A 23096-nucleotide genomic window follows, 5' to 3' on the forward strand; every position below is an offset into this window, starting at 1 on the left:
CGAACCTTTCTAATTAACGTACCTTACTAAAAGGATATCTCTATTCCTATTATAGCATTGCCTCCCCCTTACTAGTTCCTTTTATGATTAGACAAATACTCAACAATATACTCTGCCCACACCTCATACGAATTCAGACAAGGAACCTGTCCCCTACTGTCAATTATGATATAATTTAAGGTACAAAGTTTCGTGATTAAAAGGGGCATCAATATGTTAAAAACAAAAAGACTAGACGAGATTAAAGAGTATGTTTCCAAACATGAGACCGTATCATTAGATGAACTTGTAGAAGTATTTGGTGTCTCCAAAAACACCATTAGAAGAGACATCAAAGTGTTAGTAGAACAAGGGGACTTTAAAAAAGTGTACGGAGGGGTTGCCGTTAACCATTCTACTCTCGTCTCGTTCAATGACCGAAAAGTTCGGAACCAGGGTGAGAAACGAATCATCGCTAAACTTGCTTCCGAGTATGTAGAAGATGACGATATTATTTTCGTAGACTCAGGGACAACGACTTTCGAAATGCTGGAGTTTATAAAAGGGAAAAAGATTACAGTTGTGACAAATAACGTAGATTTCATCGTAGAAGCAATGCCTTATGACAACGTAAACATCTTCTCTACAGGTGGGATGATTGAACGAAAAACGAAGTCATTCATTAGTTATAAAGGATTAGATCTTTTCAAAACCTATAATATTAACAAGGCCTTTATGGCTTCAACAGGTATATCTATTACAAACGGTGTCACAAATTCTTCTCCACTTGAGAGTGAAATTAAAAGTTCAGCCGTGAAAAAATGTCCCGAAGTGTTTTTATTAGTCGATCATCAAAAATTCGATAAATATGCGCTAACTACATACTGTGACCTAGAAGAAATCCACTATCTAGTAACAGATAAGCTTCCAAACGACGAGTATCAAGAGTTTGTAAAGAAAAACAATATTAAACTTATCTTTTAGGTAGTGCTTACTTGAAAGATAATCGTGTAACCCGGGTAAAAAGAGTGGATCCTCGCTTAGAGGATCCACTCTTTTTGCTATTTTACAATTTCCCCGTTATAAACTGAGCCTCACCGTAGCCGAAGCTCCAATCCGCATTTCCATTCGTCACGATTGAAATCATGATATCATTTGGCTCTATCCCACACTGTTTCCCTAATTCACTTACCATTAGCCGATAGAATTGCTGTTTTTGCTCCTCTGTTCGTTCTTTGCTCGTCACACTGATTACAACCACGTCCTTGCTACGCTCAAAACCTAAACCTGTGTCTTCAATGAACATTTCATGCGCCGGATGCTGGTTAACAATTTGATAACGATCTCTCTCTGGTACTCCGAAAGCTTGTACCATCGCTTGATGGGCAGCATCTACTAATTTTCTTACGGCTTGTTCATCTCTACCTTCTATTAAATCAAATCGAATTAATGGCATGTAACTCCCTCCACCTCGTTTATTTTTCTACTACAGGAAATCGCTTTCTTTTAACCGTATAGTTAACTCACTTTACTTTCGTTCTCATTATCAGCCGCTGCTTCTAATTTCTTATTTGAGCTGTACCAGAACCAGCCGACTAACCCGACAATGGATAAATTGACAACTAAGAAGACAACCTGTGATGGCGAGTAAGCATTTGGCATCGCTTCTGCAACACCAATTGGCGAGAAGAAGGCATACGCTCCAATCATAATGACAACTAGAAATGCTGAAAACGCCTTTGCATGCTTCCACGGTGTTAAATCAACCTTTTTCGAATCATTTAATACAAACGGTGTTTCACGAGGATTCATTCTTCCTAACACAAGCATCACGAAAATATCAACTGCTAAAAGAATTGATAGGACATAAAGGAAGTTCACATCAGCCAAGAATATTTTCGATAAGGAATACAAGACAATATGAACGACAATGACCACTTTCCCTGCATAGGAAGGAACTCTTTTACTAAAAAATCCAACAAGGATCATCGCAATAATCGGCAAGTTATAAAATCCATTCATTTCTTGTAAATAAGCATACAAACCTGAAGGCGCATACATAATAAATGGAGCAACGATAACCGACGCAATAGCCAAACCAAAGGCAAAGATTCGACCAACTTTAACAAGTTCTTTCTCTGCTGCTTGCGGTTTGAAAATAGGCTTATAAATATCTAAAGAGAACAATGTAATCGCACTATTCAACGTATTATTAAATGAACTTAAGATGGCGCCGAACAAGACAGCTGCCAAAAACCCAGATAAAGCCACTGGAAGAACATCAATAACAAGTGTTGGATAAGCGGCATCATTATTGCTTAATGTGTTTCCATATAGCAAGTAGGCAATAATTCCTGGTAAGACTAAGAAACTCATGCCAAATACTTTAAATAGACCAGCAAATAATACCCCTTTTTGTCCTTCAGCAAGGTTTTTTGCACCAAATGTTCGTTGGATGATCGATTGATTCATCGCCCAATAGAAAATGTTATTAAACAGCATCCCGGTAATTAACACCGGCCACGGAACAGATGACTCCATACCGCCAAAAGAGTTTAGTTTTGTTGGGTTTGCGTTCAATAACTCATGCACGCCCCCAGCCAAATTTCCTTTTCCAAGAGCTACTAAAGCTAAAATTGGAATAAGAAGACCACCAATAATTAACCCGATTCCATTAATCGTATCACTCATTGCTGCCGCTTTCAGTCCTCCAAGGATTACATACCCTAAGCTAATCACCCCTATCGTTGCCGAGATGACTAAGACGAGCGTAAATGGACTCAAATTGGTGATTGATGTCAACGAGAAGATACTATCAAGTACCAATGCTCCAGAATAAAGGACGACCGGTAAATACGCAACAGCGTAACTTATTAAGAACAAGATCGACGCGATTTGTCTTGTTCGTAAATCATAACGTCGTTCAAGAAAATCTGGAATCGTTGAAAGTCCAGCCTTTAAATACTTTGGTAATAGGATGAGGGCCATCACAATTAATGCAAGCGGAGATGTTACTTCCCATGCCATAACTGCCATCGACTCACCATATGCCTGTCCATTCAGTCCAACAATTTGTTCAGTAGACAAATTCGTTAAAATTAGTGAGAAAGCGATTACAATCCCTGTTAAACTTCTACCCCCTAGAAAGTAACCATCGGTCGTCGTCATATCTGTTCCCTTTGTTTTGTACCATGAAAACCACATGACAAAGATCGTGTAAATTGCGAAACTAGCAAAGATTATCCATACCATTGGTAGTCCCCCTTTTATAAAAGTTCCGCTACTTTTCATTAAAACTTGATGCAAGATGCGCTTTATGACTCGTATGAAACTCTCTCATTTTTTCTTTTACTGTTTCTTTAACCGCTTGCTTCCCTGGAGTCAGGATGAAACGAGGGTCATAAAGAGCAGAATCACTCGTTAATACGTCACGAACTGCCTTCGTCCAAGCCTGCAAGCACTCGGTATTTACATTAATTTTTGCGTGGCCAAGTTCAATGGCTTTTTGAATTTGATATGTAGGAATTCCTGAACCTCCGTGTAAGACAAGGGGAATCCCGGTTAACTCGGAAATTTGCTTCATCTCATCAAAACCTAATTTCGGTTCACCTTGGTAAGGCCCGTGGACAGAACCTAGAGCAGCTGCCAAAGCATCGACTTCTGTTTCCTGAACAAGCCGGAAACATTCATCAGGGTCTGCGTATGTAATCCCACCGATTAATCCGTCTTCATTTCCACCAATCGTACCAACCTCAGCTTCAACGGATACTCCATGAGCCTTTGCATATCCAACGACTTGCTTTGTCATCGCAATGTTTTCTGCAATCGAATAATGAGAACCATCAATCATAACGGAGGTATATCCAGCATCAATCGCTTGTTTGCAGCGCTCAATACTCATCCCATGATCTAAATGCAGCGCAACTGGAACGGTAATTCCCTTTACCTTGACTAAGGACTTCACCATTGTCGCAATCATGGTAAAACCACCTAAGTAATCAACGAGACGATCAGATGAAGCTAGGATGACTGGCCCCTCTTCTTCTTGGGCAGCTTCTAAAATGGCTTCTGTCCATTGAAAACTATTAATATTATATTGTCCAACCGCATACCCTTCCGCTTTTGCTTGGATTAGCATGTCATTCATAGGAACTAATGCCATTTGCCATCCCCCTCTTTTTTAGACTTCCACTTGCTTACACATCGTGATGTTTCATTTCTTTCTCTTCTATTAATAATAACGCTTCTAGTTTTAAGTAGTTACATACTATGTTGGATATCCACCTTACAATTACTGACGGCTTTTTAAGATCCATTCATGATCTGGATCGTTATGGAATTTCCAAATGCGTTTTGGCCCTGCCATGACGTTTAAATAATAAGAAGTGTAGCCATCAGGAACGCCAACCGGATGGTAACCTGCTGGTACAATGACGACATCTCCGTGGTCAACTGTCATTGTTTCATCAATGGAACGGTCATCTGTATAAACTCGTTGGAAGACAAATCCTTGATTTGGGTTCATTTCGTGATAATACGTTTCCTCTAAGAAAGACTCATTCGGAAGATTATCTTGGTCATGCTTATGTGGAGGATAACTAGACCAATTTCCACTTTCCGTGAAAACCTCAACTACTAATAAACGATTAGCGGATGGATCTGAATCTGGTAAAATATTATGAACTAACCGTTTATTGTTTTCGACTCCTCTAAGTTCAATCCCATTTTCAGATGCTTTAATCAGTTTCGTAGGCAGTTGATTTTCTGATGGTGAGTAGCATAGAGCGACACGAGCTTGGCTTACTGCCTCAATTTCAAAGCCACGATCATTTGATACATAAACACTATCCGTTGGGATTTGTTCAAAAACCGTTTCGCGCGTTCCAATGTTCTCAAATGTTTGGTCATGATCGGTCACATTAATTTTGCCTGTTACGGCAACAATACAACATTCTTTCTTCCCTAACTGTTCGGAGTATGTTCCTCCTGGCTTTAGGTCAATCATTTTGAATTCAACATATTCCAAAGAAGAATTTTCTGTTTGAATATCATGGACAACGGTAACATCTTGCTCTGCTTTATTAGGCTTGCGTAATAATTTACTCAATGCACTTCCCCCTTACTTATTTAATAAGTTTTGTATTCTCTTACCTATTTTTAGAATATTGAATGAGAGTATATTAGGTTTTCTTGAGTCATATTTCGTTTAAAGAACCAAATTTAACAAATACTTATCCATATAATTGATATATTATGATGCATTACTGAGTAACTATTGAGTAACTTTATAAACCTATCATAATATTGAAAGCTCTTTCAGTCAATCCTTTTTTCATCTTTCTTTTCAACTTTCACTTTCATAAAAATCCCGCGTACATGTTTACGTACGCAGGATCTAGGAAACTTCTTAAAGTCCGCTCATTTCACGAATATACTGGCGAGCTTTCCCTGCATACTCAAAAGGATTTGCGACGGCAGGATCTTGCTCTGCTTCCACCACAAACCAGCCTTCGTACCCTGCCTCACTTAACAATTCGAAAACAGGTTTGAAGTCAATTTGTCCATCTCCTGGTACCGTAAATACTCCTTCTTTCACCCCAGATAAGAAACTCATCTTGTTTTCCTTAACCTTTTCGGCAACATCCGCACGGACATCTTTTAAGTGTACATGATGAATACGGTCCATATATTTCGTTAAAACCTCTAAATGGTCTTCCCCTGAAAACACAAGATGACCGGTATCATAAAGGAGGGACACTTTCGCAGGATCTGTCCCTTCCATCAACTTCGCAATTTCTTCTGTTGTTTGCACACCGGTCCCCATATGATGATGGTACACAACCTTCATCCCTTTTTCCGCTGCTAGATCACCTAAGCGCTCGAGCCCATCAAGAAATAACGACCATTCCTCTTCTGTGAAAACAGGTTTTTCCTCAAATAACGGGGTGCTCATTTGACCTTGAATGCTGTTTCCTTGTTCTGAAACAACGATCACCTTTGCACCCATTTCATGTAAAAAGTCTCGGTGTCTCATAAAGGCTTCTGCTGTCTCCTCAAAAGGTTTAGATGTGAGAAAAGCACTGAACCACGCACTCGCAATTTCAAGTCCGCGCAAGTGTAATGCTTTCTTTAAAACTGCTGTATCACGCGGGTATTTATTGCCAACCTCACTGCCTGTAAAACCAGCGAGTGCCATTTCACTTATGCATTGCTCAAATGTGACGTCGCCACCGAGATCCGGCATATCGTCATTCGTCCAGCCAATTGGTGCAATCGCTAATTTGACTTGGTTCTCCTTAAACATGTCGCTTCCCCCCGTTAGTATGCGCGTGCTTTTTGTAAGTTGGTTTCTTTGTTTTCAAAAGTAGTCTTGGTGCTGTTGTTTTCAGATACTTCTGCTACCCCTACATGCCACCATGAATCATAGCCATGCGTCATCGTCTTCGGTAGGACTTTAATGTCAATCAACGTACTAACCGATTGGTTCTTCGCATCCCCGAGTGCCGCTTTTAGTTCTTCCACCGTTCGAACAGAATAGGTTTTCACTCCGTACCCTTCTGCTACCTTAGCGAAATCAATCGTCATCAGTTGACCATCCATTTTCCCTGTTTCAGGGTTGCGTTTTCGAAACTCGGTTCCAAAGCTACCCATGCCATTTTCCATTTGTAAGTTATTAATGCAGCCAAAACCAGAGTTATCAAAGAGAACAACATTGATCTTCTTTCCTTCTTGAAGCGAGGTCACAAGTTCGGTATGAAGCATTAAATAGCTGCCATCCCCCGACATCGCATACACTTCACGTTCTGGCTCGGCAAGCTTTGCTCCAAGAGCCCCGGCAATTTCGTACCCCATACAAGAATAGCCATATTCCATATGATAGGTGTTTCGTGATTTGGACACCCACATTCTTTGAAGGTCACCAGGCAGACTACCTGATGCCCCGACAATAATGGCATCGTCCTCGATTAGATCATTGACTACTCCGATGACATTTGTTTGCGTTAAGTCCGACCCTAATGCCTCTTTATATTCAGGCAGCTTATCATCTAAGTGCCCTTCAATTTCTGGCTTGAAGTTCTCACCATAAGTAATGTCACATAAACGGTTTAGTTCAGCGTCCCAAGCTTGTTTCGCTTCCACAATTTCATTTTCATAGGAAGAACGATAGTCTCCAAGTTCAGCCGCAATCGCTTCCAACCCTGCTTTTACATCCGCTACCACTTTGATAGCGTCAAGTTTTGCAGCGTGAAATTCAGATATGTTAATCGTCAGAACGTCAGCGTTTGCAAAGAGATGCTTTGACCCTGTTGTAAAATCGGTAAAGCGCGTCCCTACACCAATAATTAAATCCGCATCTTTTGCCATCGTGTTCGCTGCCAGATTCCCTGTTACGCCAACTCCACCTAAGTTCAATGGATGATTGCTTTCGATCCCGCTTTTCCCTGCTTGTGTTTCTCCAAATGGAATGTTGAACGTTTCCGCAAATTGCACAAACGTATCAGCCGCCTCCGAGTAGCGTACCCCGCCACCGAAGATCAAGAATGGCTTTTTCTTTGATTGAATCAGGCTAACCGCGTCTTGGACACTTTCTACAAAAGGCATGCGGCGCTCAATCCGGTATACTCGTTTTTCAAAAAAGCTTTCCGGGAAGTCCCATGCCTCACCTTGCACATCCTGTGGCAATGCAACTGTGACTGCCCCTGTATCAGCAGCATTTGTGAGTACCCGCATCGCATTCAACATCGCAGACATCAGTTGTTCCGGACGATTGACGCGATCCCAATATTTACTGACCGCACGAAACGCGTCATTTGTTGAAATCGATAAGTCATGCGTTTGTTCAATTTGTTGTAAAACCGGATCTGGTTGACGAGTGGCAAATACATCCCCTGGTAATAAAAGAAGCGGGATATTATTAGCCGTTGCTGTCGCCGCACTTGTCACCATGTTTGCCGCTCCTGGTCCTACAGACGACGTGCAAGCGAGTATTTGTTTGCGATGCTTTTGTTTGGCATAAGCCATGGCAGCATTGGCCATCCCTTGCTCGTTACGTCCTTGGTATACTTCTAATTCTCCAACGTTTTCTTCAAGTGCTTGACCAATCCCACACACATTCCCGTGCCCAAAAATTGTAAATATTCCTTTGATAAACCGTTCTTGTTTCCCGTCAAATTCTACATATTGCGCATTTAAAAACTTCACAAGCGCTTGTGCTGTTGTTAAACGAATCGTTTTCACGATGTAAGCTCCTCTCTAAAAAACAAAGTAGTCATTCTCAAATAGCGAAAAGGGAAGTGGCACGAATAAGTTTCATCCCACCACTTCCCCGTATTCATTGGATTACTTCATATAACGAGCAGTTAACATTTTCTTTCTTGTATAAAATTCAACGCCGTCTGTTCCATTTGCATGAAGGTCTCCGTAGAATGATTCCTTATAGCCAGAAAATGGGAAGAATGCCATTGGTGCAGGAACACCAATATTCACACCAAGCATCCCCGACTCGATCGTTTCACGGAATTGACGAACGGCAACTGCACTATCTGTATAAAGGCAAGCTCCGTTAGCAAAACTTGAATTATTTGCGACATCAATCGCTTCTGTCAAATCCTTCACTCGGACAATCGATAGAACAGGCGCAAAAATTTCATCCTGCCAAATTTTCATTTCTTGCGTCACGTGATCGAAAATCGTTGGTCCAACGAAGTATCCTTCTTCAGATGTTGCTGCATCGTCACGACCGTCACGAACAACCGTTGCCCCTTGCTCTACACCTGCTTCAATATAGCCAAGTGTACGTTCTTTATGGCTTTGGCGAATGACCGGTCCGAGGAATACCCCTTTATCAAGTCCATTTCCGATGACAATCTCGTCTGCCGCTTGCTTTAATCTTGCAACAAGTTCATCTGCAATCGACTCTTCTACCGCTACAACCGCCGCTGCCATACAACGTTCTCCAGCTGAACCGAATGCTGCCCCGATAATTTGTGATACGGTATTGTCAAGGTTGGCATCCTGTAAGACGATCGAGTGGTTTTTCGCACCTGCAAGAGCCTGAACACGCTTTAAGTTTGCCGCTCCCGTCTTATAAACATATTCTGCTACTGGCTGCGATCCAACAAATGAAATTCCTTTTACCAATCTGTGCTCTAGTAAACCGTTTACAACATCATGAGCACCGTTCACAATGTTCAACACACCTTTTGGAAGACCAGCTTCTTCAAACAATTCAGCGAGACGCTGTGCAAGCAGCGGCGTACGCTCTGATGGCTTTAATACAAACGTATTTCCGCAAGCAATCGCGAGTGGGAACATCCAGCATGGAACCATCATCGGGAAATTAAACGGGGTAATTCCGCCAATTACTCCAATCGGATAACGGTACATCCCAGACTCAAGACCACTTGCGATATCTGGAAGCTGCTTGCCCATCATTAATGTTGGAATTCCTGCTGCAAATTCAACACATTCAATCCCGCGAAGAACTTCGCCTTCTGCTTCGGTTAAACTTTTTCCGTTCTCAAGTGTGACGAGCTTTGCAAGCTCACCCCAGTTATCAACTAATAGCTGTTGATACTTAAAAAGGATCCGCGCGCGCTTTGGCACCGCTACTTGAGACCACGTTTTAAACGCTTCATTGGCAACTTGAACCGCCTTGTCTACTTCTTCTTTTGTTGAAATTGGAACAATCGCCAATTCTTCCCCTGTTGCTGGATTGTAAACCACTTCTGTTTTGTCAGAAGTAGACTCCACCCATTCGCCGCCAATATAGTTCTTTAACGTTTGTACTGCTGTTTGTGTCATTTTTCATACTCCCTTTCTAGCAAATGATTGTTTTTTAGAATGCTATTAGACTACTGGTTCATATTCAGCTGTATCGATATAATTTTGCAATTCTTCAATTGTTGGCATTGCATCTGAACAACTATGACGAGAGATAACAATCGATGCTGAAGCACTTCCCATCTTCATCGCTTCTGATACCGTTTTCTGATTCATCAAACCGTAGATGAAGGCGGATGCATAAGAATCACCAGCTCCAAATGTTTTGAGAACTTTCGCCGGGAAGATTCCACTTCGATGTGAGTCTCCATCTTTTGTATAGGCAATTGAACCTTCTCCACCATGTTTAATGACAACGAGTTCAGCACGATAGGAGAACCAACGGGATGCCGTATAATGATCGTCTGACTCGTTGATATTAAGCAGCTTTTCCATCATGTCGAATTCTTCACGAGTTCCAATAATAACATCACATTTTTCAGCCGCTAAGTTGTAGTAAACAGCCGTTTCTGCTTCGTCTGTCCACGTATATGGACGGTAATCAAGATCAAAGAAAACCGTAACGTTATGTTTATTTGCATATTCTAGTGCTACAAACACCGCTTCACGAGAAGGACTTTGTGCAAGCGCCGTTCCTGAAACTAAAAGCACTTTTGCTTGTTTAATATAATCCTCACTTACCTCAGAAGGATGTAGTTTCAAGTCGGCTACATTATCACGGTACATTAAAATACTGCAATCACTTGGACTTTTAATCTCTGTAAAAGCGAGACCTGTCACCGCACCTGTTTGATCAACCGTAACTCCCTGTGTATCAATCTTATTTTTTTCTAAGTAATTTGTGATAAAGCGGCCCATTTGGTCATCTGACACTTTTCCGATGAAACCTGTTTTTTGACCTAATCTAGCAGAACCAATCGCGATGTTCGCTGGTGACCCACCAACATATTTTGTAAAGGTATTCGTTTCTTCCATTGGACGATTCGTTTCGTTCGCATTTAAGTCGATGCAAAGGCGTCCAATTGCAATAAGATCTAAAGGGCGGTCTTGTTTAAACGTAAGCGGATTCATATTATCCCATCCTTTCCATTACTAGTTTGTTACGATCTGAGCGATGCTAGACAATTGAACTGGTTGCCCTTTTTGAAGGGATAGCTTTGCAGCTTTGGCAATACGCTCTGCTTGAAGCCCATCGAAACCCGTACACGTAACGTCAGTGTCTTCTAGGCACGCTTTTGCAAATTCAGTTACTTCATCTATATATGCTTGTGTGTAACGCTCAAGGAAGAAGTACAATGGCTTATCTTTTGTTACATGCTCAGCCGTTGACACTTCAACAGTCGTTGCACGATTGTTTTCAGCTTGGGCTGTCCCTTTGTCACCAAAGATTTCAACACGTTGATCATACCCATAAACAGCTTGGCGACTATTATCAATGACACCTAGTGCTCCATTTGCAAACTTCAATGTGATAATAGCTGTATCAATGTCTCCTGCTTCACCAATGGCCGGATCAACTAAGACGGTACCATAAGCAGACACCTCTACGACTTCACTGTCCATGACATAACGCGCCATATCAAAATCGTGAATGGTCATATCCATAAATAGCCCACCAGAAGATTTTACATAGTCAGCATTTGGCGGCTCAGGATCACGCGACGTAATTTTCAGAATATGTGGCGTTCCAACTGTCCCTTCCTGAACAAGCGAGCGAATCTTTCGAAAATTCGGATCGAAACGACGATTAAACCCAACTTGAATTTTAACGCCAGCCTTTTTAACTTCAGCAAGAGCTTCTTCTGTTTCTTCTACAGAGAAACTGACTGGTTTTTCACAAAAAATATGTTTCCCCGCCGCTGCCGCTTCTTTTATGAGGTTTGCGTGTGTTGTTGTTGGCGAACAAATAAACACCGCATCAATTTCAGAGTCATGTAATAGTTCTTTATAATCCGTTGTTAAAACGTCAATTTGTTTTTCACAAGCCCAAGATTTAAGATGATCAATCACAACATCTGAAACACTTTTTACATGAATTTCCGGAACAAGTTGCAAATTATCAACATGTAATCTTCCAATTCGTCCTGCTCCGATAATTCCTAAAGTTAGTTTTTTCATTTGTTACCTCCCACCGATAGGATTAAGCGCTTAACCAAACTTTGTAGTTAATTAAGCGTTTTCTTAAGTCCATTATATATCGTCATTAACTCATTTTACAAGATAAAATCGTTACTTATTTAAAAATTAATTAAGCGCTTAACCAAAGAGGGAAAGAAAACAGCAAATACTCGCTCTGTACTTACCGCTCTTTAAGAATCTATCCTCTTTACTGACTGCCGTTCAATTAACTCCGGCATCAGTATGACCCGATGTCCAGGTGTATTCGGGTTTTCAATCGACTTTAATAGATTATGAATCGCGTAGTAAGCTAACTCACTAATCGGTTGGGCAATGGTCGTTAACCCTGGATCTGCAAGCTCTGCATGCACCGTATTATCAAAGCCAATCACAGAAATATCCTCAGGAATGCGAACCCCCGTTTTTCTCGCTTCATTCACAAAGATTGTCGCAATTAAGTCCGTTCCAGCAAAAAGAGCGGTTGGTCTCTTCTTTAAGTTTAAAACTTCCTGAGCGGCAATTCTTGCTTCATCCACTTTTGACTTGGAATGAATAAGCCACTTCTCATTAAACGTAACCCCCGCTTCCTTCAGGGATTGCATAAACCCTTCCACACGCAAACGTCCACTAGATCTGTTTGGTTCAGCAATCAAGGCGACATCCAGGTGGCCTTTTGCTAGCAAATATTGTCCCACTAAGTATCCCCCGCGAACATCATCAACTGTTACAACATTTGAGAGAAAGGAAGGTGGTTCAACAGAAAAAAACAAATGAGGAATTTTCCTTTTGTTTAACTTCTCATATACTTCGATATCTTTTGGTTCCGTTGCAATAATAATCCCATCTACTTGCTTTTTTAATAGAAGTTCTAAATAGTCATGTTCACGCTCTAATTGATAATCCGTACTGCATAAAATGATCGTATAACCCGTTTCACGAGCTTCATTCTCCAGTGCCCGCGCTACTTCAGCAATAAAGGGGTTGGCTATGTCTGGAATCAAAACGCCGATTGTGTACGTCTTTTTCCCCGTCAAGGCAGCCGCAACGCTACTTGGCTGATAGTCGAGTTCCTCCATCACTTTCATGACCATTTTTCTTCTTTCTTCACTGATCCGACCTGTATTATTGATCACTTTGGAAACAGTTGCAATCGAAACCCCTGCTTTTTTGGCAACATCATAAATCGTGGGCTTCATTGTTCATCATACTCCTTAATTTTCAGTCATCCATCCATTTTACCATGAAGGACTTTTATTTCACAATCGACTCATTGCTTTTGACAGGTCTACTTTTTGTCCTGTTTTAAAGGCTTCTGTTGCAGCGTAAGCAATTTCAAGTGCTTTTACACCATCTTCTACTGTTACGCGTGGAACGGCTTTTTCGATAACGACTCTAAAGAAGTCCTCTAGCTCCAATGAATAAGCATCTGTAAAACGAGTCGGGAAGTCTGGCAGAATATCATGCGTGTTCCCTGCTTTTGTTAATACTTGGATATCATGTTGACGAAGATTTCCAATGAAGATCGACCCTTCTGTACCAATCACTTCCGCCCGAATGTCATACCCGTAATAGGCATTACGGCTTGCCTCAGCATCTCCTGCAGCTCCAGTGGCAAACTCCATATAGGTGAGGGATTGGTCGACATCACCGTACTTTTCCATGAAGGGATATTTTAAGACACGGCCATGTGAGCTGACAGATGACACTTCCGAATTCATTAAATAACGTGCAATATCAAAGTCATGAATCGCAACATCGATAAACAACCCACCACTATGCTCGATAAACGATTCGTGTGGAGCAACTGGATCACGAGAAATCCCACGGAAATAAATCGGTTTCCCTATATCGCCTGCATCAATTCGTTTCTTTGCCGCATCATATGCCGGATCAAACCGGCGCATAAAGCCGACCTGGCAAATCGTATTGTTACTCTCGAGAATTTTTTTAATCTCAAATGCTTCCTGTAAATCAATCGTGAGTGGCTTTTCAACAAAAATCGCCTTGCCAGTGGCAGATGCTTTGCTTAGTAAGTCAAAGTGAGTATTAGTCGGGGACGCAACAACCACTGCTTCAATTTGATCATCCTGAAAAATTTCTTCGGGGTTATTGGTAAAGCTGGGAACGTCTAGTTCCGCTGCAATCTTTTCTGCCGCCTCAAGATTTACATCACACAAAGCAACCAGTTCAGCATTACGGCTTTTCGCAACATTTACCGCATGCCAATACCCTAATCTACCTAAACCAAATACTGCTGTACGTACTTTTTTTGACATGTTCTTTGCTCCTCTCAATCCATTTATCTTCTAATGACCAATGGTGATGACCCAACCTCCAGCCTTTTGGTAAAGCGCTTACCTTCAGTTGAATTGTATCTTATCAATTTAGATTGTTCAATCTTTTTTTTGAGACTACCTCCAAGCGATTAGCTGAGCCGCTGCCTTCTTTTAAGCCTTTTATGAGTGGATTTCTCAAAAAAGGCGCGCAGCGTGCGGAGCAATTGCCGCTCTTTTTGGGGTCACTTCACTTTTTGAGACATCACCTTTTTTAATGTAGAAGTTAGATCACACTTAGGAGATGGTCACTCGCTCCATCTTCTGATTCCCAACTCTCTCTCAACAACAAAAAAACCACCAAGCTTCAGCATAGCAATCTACACTCCAGCTCAGTAGGCCTTCAGTTCTCACAGATCATCAAAAATAATAACCTGCTTGTTAATTGTATTAATGTTTAAGGGAGGAGGGACAAGGAACCTGTCCCCAAAAATCAAGTTGTTTTGTTTTCTTTTCGTCTGTTTCTATACAGAAACTCACAAACTACAGCAAATAGCAAAAGCATCTCAATGAAGTAATATATTTTTTGGACAGTATAAGAGAAATCTAAACTACTTACTATTACCATTCCAAAAACTAATAATATAACAAAAAAAACTGATAATCTGTTACTCATGTTCTGTACCTCCTCAATATAAAATTGTTCTAGTTATGTTTTATTTTATTATTTCTAGAAAGGGAACAACACTGTTGCCATCTTTTCCCACTATATCACAAATCACAATTATATAAAAACTATTAAATTTACTAAAAACTTGTAATTTAGGGTTTTTATTTCCAGATTATTAGGTTATTATTAAAAAGTTCAAAATAACTTACATAATATGGAGAGGTGTTTCTATGAAAACGAAATTTATTTCTATGATTTTGGTAGTAGCTTTAATTTTTTCAGGATTTAGTACAACGGCTTTTACAAAAGATGGTAACAAAACAGGCGAGCAATTAAACCAGCAATTAGAAACAGTTATTACTAACATAGAAAAGAATGTCAACGTTAAAAGTGATGGTATAAGTTTAAATGAAATAAATATTCGTAAAAGCATTAAAAAAGAGGATATTGAAGCGATTAATCAGTTAGCAAAAGAACAAGGTTTAGACGTAGTTTATACTAAAAAGTCATTTATTGATGAGATTACAAAAGGAATTAAGGAAACAAATAAACAAATACAAAATGGTGAATTAAAAGCTTTAAGTGATGGTACTTTAATTGAAAATAATGACGAAAATTTTTACCTTCAAGGTGGATCAACCTATACTACAGGTTACTGGTGGGGAAAAAGACATTATAGAAGCACTGCGGCAGCTGCTAAATGGTCATACGGTGGTAAACAATTAGCACTTGGGCATGTAGTTGCAGGAGGTGCTGTAGCGTTCTTTTCAATGGGCACAGGGTTTGTTATAGGTGCTGTTGCATCTTCATACTATTTTGCCTTCACGAATAGTATTGATTATTATAATGGACTTTCTAATAGAGGTATAATTGCAGATGTTACTTGGGCTTTAGTATATAGTATGAGAACACAGTGATTTTTGATATGAAAGGTTAATAATTGTAGATGAAAAAAAAATGGTTACGCATTTCAACAATAATTTTTTTACTAATTGCGACTATCATACTAATAAACTACTTATTTTCCTATGGTTCTGTTCAAGAAACATGGGAAAATGAGTTTATTGGTTATGAACAAATTCATAGTGTTGTAAATGGTGAAAATCAAAAAATAGCAATAATAGACAGTGGTATTTCGGAATATCAAATTGGTAATCTTGACAAGAATATTAATTTGATTGATGGTGAAGAACCATACGACGTTAATGGTCACGGAACAATGATGTTTAGTTTAATAAAGGGTAGTAAGAGTGCTGTTGGTATTTGTCCAATGTGTGAAATTTTATCAATTAAAGTAATGAATACTGACGAATCAATTAAACCTAACGTTATTTCTGAAGCTATTGAACAAGCTATTGATCAAAACGTGAGTGTTATTAGTCTTAGTCTAGGCTCTTATTTTGAAAATGATGTAGTAAAATATAGTTTGGATCGAGCTATTAAAGAGAATATTGTTATCATAGCTTCGTCAGGTGATTACGGGACTACTGAAATGTTATTTCCTGCAAATATGGATAAGGTCATTTCAGTAGGTGCCATAAACAACCAAGGGGAGATATGGACAGAAACTAATGCTAAGGATCAAGTCGATATTAATGCTCCTGGTGTTGATGTGACTGTTTCCGGGGTTGGAAATGAAGAGTTTTTATCAACTGGTACTTCTCAATCTTCCGCTATTATAGCTGGCTATGTTGCTTTAATGAAAGAAAAAGACCCAACTATTAGTATTGAAGAAATTAAAGAAATTTTAAATGACATTAATGATAATAAAACTGATTATCGTGATTTCTTTTTAGGCTGAGTGGATCGAGGCTGTCTCATAAGCCAAAAAAGAGGTGGCAATGGCTCGGTTCGCTACTCGCCTTGAGAGAAGAAACCAACTCCGCTCATTGCTTCGGGGTTGTCCCAAAAGGTTAAAAAACAGACCTTTTGGGACAACCCCTTTTACTGTAGACGTTGGATCACACTATTGGAGACTCCGGTTATTCTCGACAATTGTCGGATGTACCCCTTCTAGCTTTTTAAGTTTCCGCAGTATATCATTCCGATTTTCTTTATCCAATTGCTGCAAAGCGCTACCGCTTGGAATTCCTAGTTTATTCAGATATTGCTTGATTTCGCTATCAGAAATTCTTACTATGACCTTATCATCTTCTAAACATAGTTCATCAGAAACGTGTTGCATGTGCATCTTGAACCGTTTCAGTGCCTGAAGGTTCCTCGTCCCATTTCACTTAACGAATTAGATGAACCTTCGTGGTGGCAGGGATCCAGAGTCAAAGTATATTCACTATTAATAGCAAATGTAGATCTTTTAAAAAACCATTGTTAAATAGGAATTGACTCACCAACTAAACTTGCAGATAAATCCATAGGTAGTAACTGGCTGGCACTGATTCTCCAAGCTTTTTTCTCTTCATTATCATTTCGCTCTGCTCTGGGACAAGGAACCTGTCCCCACTGTCCTTAGCGCTCAAAACTGAACTACATTAAATATAAGAACTCCTATTAAAAAGCAAATACACACTGCCGCACCTACAATTGTTTTCATCCCATCACTCATTGTTTTCCCCTCCAAGTAGCTTGTACCAACATTATGACCAGCTACTTGATTTGATATACTTGGAAACTTATGAGTTTGAGAGAATTTCAATAATCTAGTATTTGCAACAAAACAACCACCTCAGCAAACGATCAACCGAGAGTCGTTCACAATAATTCTTTCATCTAAGGTCAGGTGGGACAAGGAACCTGTCCCCGATCTAGTTCAATCTAACTGCGCCATATTATTCGTTTTTTACAAATAACCCAAATTTTACAAGATAGTCTCGTTTTGTACAAAGACAACGTTTACACAGTTGTCCTACGATGAAGTGGTCTTAGACTAGTAGACAAATTTATGAAATAAGGGAGAGGATTGACGAGATGCTTAATTTGAAACGTAAGCAGATCATCTTTATGTGTTTGTGTTTTGCTTTGGTTTTTAATGGATTTGCTATGACTGGCTTAGCTGCTCCTAAAAGCAAAGCAGCAGATGTACCGACGAGTGTGGTGAACTGGAATGAAGAACTTCAGAATGTTGATGGGTTTGGTGGTTCGTTCGCATTCCATAAAGCTGGCTCGGTTATGAGATTAGAGGAGCCTGTTCGTTCGCAATTGCTTGATATGATTTTTAATCAAGAGAATGGAATTGGGATGAGTATTGTTCGTAATACGGTTGGTGATGGTGGAACATGGGGAAATACGTTCTATGATGGACCTGCTGAAACAATCATGCCAGAACCAGGTGTCTTTGTTTGGGACGATCCTGAGTGGGAAACAAAAAAACATGGGTTCGATAAATACCAAATTTGGCTTATGAATGAAGCAAAAGAGCGTGGTGTAACGACATTCATGAGCAGCGTCTGGAGTCCTCCAGCATGGATGAAAGAAAATGAAAGCGTTATTAGTAGTGGTTCGGGTGGGCCAGCTAATAAACTTAGAAAAGATATGTACCAAGAGTTTGCCGATTATTTAGCTGAATATGTGCTTGGCTACAAAGAACACTTTGATATTGATATTAACTATATCTCACCTACGAATGAACCGGATCATACAGGAGGTTATTCTAGTAGTCTTTGGACACCAGGAGAGTTAAACACCTTTGTTCGTGACTATCTAGGACCAACTTTTGAAGAAAGAAATGTACCGGCGCAAATTGTTTTAGGTGAAGGGATGGGCTTCACTGAATATTTTGCACTTGACGCTTTGAAAGACCCAATAACGGTCGATTATGTTGATGTTGTTGCAGCTCATGCCTATTTAGATCTTCAAGCTGATGGGACAATGCCTAAAGCGGATGCCTTTGAAAAATCAAATCAATTAGGTAAAACCATTTGGCAAACAGAGTATATGAACCAAGGAACGAGTAGACAAACGTATCAGCATAATACGATTACAGATGGAATGCGTTATGCAAATTTAATCGGGAATATGTTCGATGTAACAGGAGTGAGCGCGTATTTCTGGTGGTGGCCAGTAGCTAACAACGGTGCTGATGGTTCCGATTTAATTCGCCTCGTCAATGACGGCTCGAATCAAGGGGTTGCTGCTACGGAAAATGGCTTGTTCCGTGTGTTTAAACGCTACTATTCCTTTGGAAACTATAGCCGCTTCATCCAACCGGGCTATGTCATGATTGGAGCAGATAAGCATCCAACTGACGATGTCATGGTGACAGCTTATAAGGAGCCTGATACAGATAACTTTACCGTTGTAACTGTGAATAACAGTGAAGAGGATCAAACGATCACGTTTGATTTGAAAGACTTCCCTACAGGGACGAAAGCAGTCGTTCCCTATCGTACATCAGGTAGTGAAAACTTGAAAAAGCTTGATGATATTCAAGTGACTGACGGTACTTTCACAATGGAACTACGAGGGACAAGTGTTACAAGTTTCATTCCGAAGCAATTTGAATTGCCTGCATTGCCTGACATGAAAGATGTTTTTTCTACGTACTTAGCTGAGGAAAATGATGGACAGACACCTGGTTTGCAAGTAAAAGAAAGCTCAGATGGCACAACAATGCTTACAAACATTCGCAACAACTCGTATGTGAAATACGATAATGTAAATTTCGCAGATGGGACTGCAAATGGACAAGCAGACTACCGCGGGATACTAAGTATGAACGCTCGTGTATCTTCCATGGAAGGTGGCACCATTGAAGTTAGGTTAGGCAACCCTGACACAGGAAAAGTGGTCGGAACGATGGACGTTCCAAAAGGAAATGCCCCGGATACATGGTTTAAAGTTTCAACGATGCTCGATACAAATCAAGAAGACGGAGCATACGGGTTCCATGATGTTTATCTTGTTTTCAAAAATGATAACAGCAAAAACATTCGTATGTTTAATGTTGATTATTTTGAGTTTAGCGATGGGGACATGTAGGATAGGTTTCCTGTCCCTTTTTAAATGAAATAAGTTCCTGCCCCCTCACCACTTTAAAACATCACCGTACTGGGGGACAGGAACATCATCCTAAAACTATCTCCCTAACCAACCACCATCAACAGCTAATAAGTGACCATGTACGAATCTAGAAGCATCTGAAGCTAAATAAACTATTGTTCCTTTAAAGTCTTCAGGCGTTCCCCACCGCCCTGCTGGAATTCTCTCCATAATCTGTCTGCTTCGAGTTTCGTCGTTGATTAAAGCTTCATTCATATCCGTAGCAATATAGCCTGGAACAATGGCGTTGACATTAACATTGTGCTGCGCCCACTCATTGGAAAGAGCTTTTGTAAGCTGCGCTATGCCTCCTTTTGCTGAAGCGTAGGCTGGAATCGTGATTCCACCTTGAAAAGAGTTAAGAGAGGCAACATTAATAATCTTTCCATACCGTTCTGACACCATATGTTTGCCTGCCTGTTGAGATAAAAGCCACACTGCTTTGAGGTTCACATTCAAAACGTCATCCCAGTCTTCTTCTGAGAACTCTACTGCTGGTGAACGGCGCTGAATTCCACCACAGTTTACTAAAATATTCAGTTTGCCAAACTGTTCAAGCACGCTTGGGATTGCGTCTTTTACTTGTTCCGTATTTGCTAGATCACACTCAATCACTTCACACCTTCTACCTAACGCCTCTATTTGTTTGGCTACATGCAATTGAGATGGATTCCTCTGCAACAAAGCAATGTCAGCTCCTCCCTCTGCCAATCCTAAGGCCATTGCCTCGCCAATTCCTCTCGTTGCTCCCGTTATCGCTGCAACCTTTCCTTCTAACGAAAATAGTTTTTCCATTATGTATTCACCTCTTGTTTAAAAAGTTCAATCCTTATTTGACATCGTTTTTGGGACATAGTGGGACATAGGGACAGGTTCCTCGTCCTATTTTACTTAACGAATTAGATGAAACTTCGTGGTGGCAGGTAACCAGAGCAAAATATATTCACTTTTAATAGCAAATGTAGATCTAAAAAAGCCCATTATTAAAATAGGAATAGACTTACCAACTAAACTTACACATAAACCCATAGGTAGTATCTGGCTGGCACTGATTCTCCAAGCTTTTTTCTCTTCATTATCATTTCACTCTGCTTTAGGACAAGGAACCTGTCCCCACTGCCCCTTTTACTCAACCAAATCCTCCCTAATCGGCGTAAATACATCCAAAATCACACAATCCTCAATCACCTTCACCCGATGCACGACATTCGAAGGTATATATTGAACATCGCCTACTTGTAAAATTCGTTTCACTCCACCAACTTCAAATTCACAAGATCCTTTCTTAATATAGCTCACTTGTTCATGAACATGTTGATCGACGTCTCCGTGAAACCCTTCTGCTAATTCTACTTCTACGACCATGATCGAGCCTTGGTCTGTTAAGACTCTTCTGTTTACCATGATGATTCACGTTCCTTTCTTTTCACGAAAATTTATTCCCTACCTGCTAAAACAAACCCGGACTCAATAACTTCGGAATGTAAAATGCAACATCTGGGAAGAAGGCGACAAACAATAATACTGCGATAATTACGGCAATAAACGGAAGAACCGCTTTGAACGATTTCTCAATCGATAGATCTCCAATTTTGGCTGCTAGCAATAAGCACAGACCATAAGGTGGGGTAATCAGACCAATCGCTAATGTCATAATTGTGATTAACCCTAGTAACACAGGGCTTACTTCATACATAAGCGCAACTGGTAAGACAACCGGGATGAACAAGATCATTGCAGGAATGGCATCCATAAATGTTCCAACAAATAAGAAGAAAGCGATAATAATTAAGATGAATACCCATCTGCTGTCGATGTTGTTTGTGAAAAATTCTTGTGCCCATGTAGCTAGCTGATAATAGCTTAATAGTTCACCTAACGCACTGGCTGCCGCTAAGGCAAATAACGACAATGAACTTAGCGTCAACGTATCGACTAGTATTTTCGGGATATCTTTTAGCTTCAACGTCTTGTAGTAGAACATACTGACTAAGAGCGTGTACAGAGAAGCGAATGCTGCTGCTTCCGTTGCGGTAAAGATCCCTGAAATGATTCCACCAATTAGTATGATCGGTGTAAACAACGCAGGTAATGTATCCAGAAACAACTTCGAAAATTTCTTTAATGATGTTCGTTCATATTTCGGATAGCCACGTTTAATCGAATACACGTAAATTAAGATCATCATTCCAAGCCCGACTAAAATCCCTGGAATAATTCCTGCTAAAAATAACGCTCCGACTGAGGCATTTGTTAACCCAGCAAAAATAATCATTGGTATACTAGGTGGAATAATAACCCCAATCGTGGAAGAAGCAGCTGTAACACTCACCGCTGTTTCGGTATCATATCCTTGCTTTTTCATGTTCGGAATTAAGATCTTCCCAACTCCCGCTGTATCGGCTTGCGATGCACCCGATACCCCTGCAAAAATCATCGATACGAGGATATTTGCATGAGCCAATCCACCGCGGATGTGACCAACAATCGAGAGCGAAAAGTTAATTAACTTTTGCGAGATTTGACCTGAGTTCATGAGATTGGCAGCGAGAATGAACAATGGAACCGCTAACAACACAAATGAATCAAGACCATTTAACATTTTGACCGGAACCGTTACTTCTGGAATATACGGTACGTTGATAATTCCGAGCAAGGCGACAATTCCAATAACAAAGGCAATCGGAACCCCGATAAACATTAAGATCAGAAATAGTGCAATTAAAATGATTCCCATTATTCATTCCCCTCCCCTGCTGCAATCTTTTTCACGCTCGTCACAATATGTGCGAATAAGTAAATGACCATCGTAATCGACATAACCGGAAGTGATAGCCAGACATAACCCATTTTTATCATTGGGAGTGACACCCAGTTGTAGTTCCAGAAACTTGTTAACGCAGTTAAGCTATAGATAAACAACCCTGAACAGAACACCAACAAAATTGAATCAGTTACAATGCTTAGGGACTGTTTTGCTTTCCCTTTTAATTTTTTTGATAAATAATCGAAGTTAAAATGGTCTTTGCGATTGACCATAACTGCTGCCCCCATAAAGACAGCCCATATAAACGAATAGTTGGCTACCTCTTCTGTCCAAATGACAGAGATCCCAAGGTATCTCGTCACAACTTGAACCAAAACAGCGATAAAAAAGATACTTAAAAAGATGATTCCTAATGATAATTGAATTTTTTCAAGTTGTTTAATAAACATGCTTTCACCTTCTTATGTTAGAAAGTAAAGGGGAAGAACACTATCGTGTCCGTGCCCCTCCC

19 protein-coding genes are annotated in these 23096 nt (G+C 40.2%); 4 read left to right on the plus strand and 15 right to left on the minus strand.

Annotated elements, in window-relative coordinates; genetic code table 11:
* The first annotated feature begins 213 nt into the window (after nucleotides 1–213).
* Nucleotides 214–963, plus strand: a complete 750-nt coding sequence (locus tag SLH51_RS00205; RefSeq protein WP_335958193.1) for a DeoR/GlpR family DNA-binding transcription regulator — start codon at nucleotides 214–216, stop codon at nucleotides 961–963.
* Between the two features lie 82 nt (nucleotides 964–1045).
* Here the strand turns inward: SLH51_RS00205 and SLH51_RS00210 are convergent, their stop codons facing one another.
* The 11 genes from SLH51_RS00210 to SLH51_RS00260 all read right to left on the minus strand — a co-directional run bounded on the left by SLH51_RS00210 (nucleotide 1046) and on the right by SLH51_RS00260 (nucleotide 14156).
* On the minus strand, nucleotides 1046–1435 hold the full coding sequence (locus SLH51_RS00210; RefSeq protein WP_335958195.1) for a tautomerase family protein: 390 nt from the start codon (nucleotides 1433–1435) through the stop codon (nucleotides 1046–1048).
* Between the two features lie 62 nt (nucleotides 1436–1497).
* The gene (locus SLH51_RS00215) at nucleotides 1498–3231 is read right to left on the minus strand and encodes a solute:sodium symporter family transporter (protein WP_335958197.1); all 1734 of its coding nucleotides are present in this window, start codon (nucleotides 3229–3231) and stop codon (nucleotides 1498–1500) included.
* Between the two features lie 28 nt (nucleotides 3232–3259).
* Entirely contained in the window at nucleotides 3260–4141 is an 882-nt protein-coding gene (gene fba / locus SLH51_RS00220) for a class II fructose-1,6-bisphosphate aldolase (RefSeq protein WP_335958199.1), read from the minus strand.
* 129 nt (nucleotides 4142–4270) lie between these two features.
* Complete coding sequence (gene iolB / locus SLH51_RS00225) at nucleotides 4271–5086, minus strand: 5-deoxy-glucuronate isomerase (RefSeq protein WP_335958200.1); 816 nt, start codon at nucleotides 5084–5086, stop codon at nucleotides 4271–4273.
* Nucleotides 5087–5386: 300 nt separating this feature from the next.
* Nucleotides 5387–6283: a myo-inosose-2 dehydratase gene (gene iolE / locus SLH51_RS00230; RefSeq protein WP_335958201.1), complete on the minus strand. Its 897-nt coding sequence runs from the start codon at nucleotides 6281–6283 to the stop codon at nucleotides 5387–5389.
* A gap of 14 nt (nucleotides 6284–6297) precedes the next feature.
* Nucleotides 6298–8217, minus strand: coding sequence for a 3D-(3,5/4)-trihydroxycyclohexane-1,2-dione acylhydrolase (decyclizing) (gene iolD, locus SLH51_RS00235; protein WP_335958202.1), 1920 nt, complete (start codon nucleotides 8215–8217; stop codon nucleotides 6298–6300).
* A gap of 102 nt (nucleotides 8218–8319) precedes the next feature.
* On the minus strand, nucleotides 8320–9783 hold the full coding sequence (locus SLH51_RS00240) for a CoA-acylating methylmalonate-semialdehyde dehydrogenase (RefSeq protein WP_335958203.1): 1464 nt from the start codon (nucleotides 9781–9783) through the stop codon (nucleotides 8320–8322).
* Between the two features lie 45 nt (nucleotides 9784–9828).
* Nucleotides 9829–10833 (minus strand): 5-dehydro-2-deoxygluconokinase, encoded by a 1005-nt coding sequence (gene iolC, locus SLH51_RS00245; protein ID WP_335958204.1) that lies wholly within the window; start codon nucleotides 10831–10833, stop codon nucleotides 9829–9831.
* A gap of 21 nt (nucleotides 10834–10854) precedes the next feature.
* Complete coding sequence (gene iolG, locus SLH51_RS00250) at nucleotides 10855–11880, minus strand: inositol 2-dehydrogenase (protein WP_335958205.1); 1026 nt, start codon at nucleotides 11878–11880, stop codon at nucleotides 10855–10857.
* Between the two features lie 191 nt (nucleotides 11881–12071).
* Entirely contained in the window at nucleotides 12072–13076 is a 1005-nt protein-coding gene (locus tag SLH51_RS00255) for a LacI family DNA-binding transcriptional regulator (protein ID WP_335958206.1), read from the minus strand.
* 60 nt (nucleotides 13077–13136) lie between these two features.
* A complete protein-coding gene (locus SLH51_RS00260; protein WP_335958207.1) occupies nucleotides 13137–14156 on the minus strand; it encodes a Gfo/Idh/MocA family oxidoreductase in 1020 nt (339 codons plus the stop codon).
* A gap of 897 nt (nucleotides 14157–15053) precedes the next feature.
* Between SLH51_RS00260 and SLH51_RS00265 the strand changes: the two genes are divergently transcribed.
* The 3 genes from SLH51_RS00265 (at nucleotide 15054) to SLH51_RS00275 (ending at nucleotide 19758) form a co-directional block, all read left to right on the plus strand.
* A complete protein-coding gene (locus tag SLH51_RS00265) occupies nucleotides 15054–15740 on the plus strand; it encodes a hypothetical protein (protein WP_335958208.1) in 687 nt (228 codons plus the stop codon).
* Between the two features lie 29 nt (nucleotides 15741–15769).
* Nucleotides 15770–16624: a S8 family peptidase gene (locus tag SLH51_RS00270; RefSeq protein WP_335958209.1), complete on the plus strand. Its 855-nt coding sequence runs from the start codon at nucleotides 15770–15772 to the stop codon at nucleotides 16622–16624.
* A 1124-nt stretch (nucleotides 16625–17748) separates the two neighbouring features.
* A complete protein-coding gene (locus SLH51_RS00275; RefSeq protein ID WP_335958210.1) occupies nucleotides 17749–19758 on the plus strand; it encodes a glycoside hydrolase in 2010 nt (669 codons plus the stop codon).
* Nucleotides 19759–19854: 96 nt separating this feature from the next.
* Here the strand turns inward: SLH51_RS00275 and SLH51_RS00280 are convergent, their stop codons facing one another.
* The 4 genes from SLH51_RS00280 to SLH51_RS00295 form a co-directional block, all read right to left on the minus strand.
* The gene (locus SLH51_RS00280; protein WP_335958211.1) at nucleotides 19855–20613 is read right to left on the minus strand and encodes an SDR family oxidoreductase; all 759 of its coding nucleotides are present in this window, start codon (nucleotides 20611–20613) and stop codon (nucleotides 19855–19857) included.
* Between the two features lie 330 nt (nucleotides 20614–20943).
* Nucleotides 20944–21222, minus strand: coding sequence for a cupin domain-containing protein (locus tag SLH51_RS00285; protein WP_335958213.1), 279 nt, complete (start codon nucleotides 21220–21222; stop codon nucleotides 20944–20946).
* A 46-nt stretch (nucleotides 21223–21268) separates the two neighbouring features.
* A complete protein-coding gene (locus tag SLH51_RS00290) occupies nucleotides 21269–22555 on the minus strand; it encodes a TRAP transporter large permease (protein WP_335958214.1) in 1287 nt (428 codons plus the stop codon).
* Entirely contained in the window at nucleotides 22555–23034 is a 480-nt protein-coding gene (locus SLH51_RS00295; RefSeq protein ID WP_335958216.1) for a TRAP transporter small permease, read from the minus strand. Before SLH51_RS00295 ends, SLH51_RS00290 begins: the two co-directional genes overlap by 1 nt.
* Nucleotides 23035–23096: the final 62 nt, after the last annotated feature.

The sequence above is a fragment of the Halalkalibacter kiskunsagensis genome, from assembly GCF_037027555.1.
GTDB classification, from domain to species: Bacteria; Bacillota; Bacilli; order Bacillales; family Bacillaceae_D; genus Halalkalibacter; species Halalkalibacter kiskunsagensis.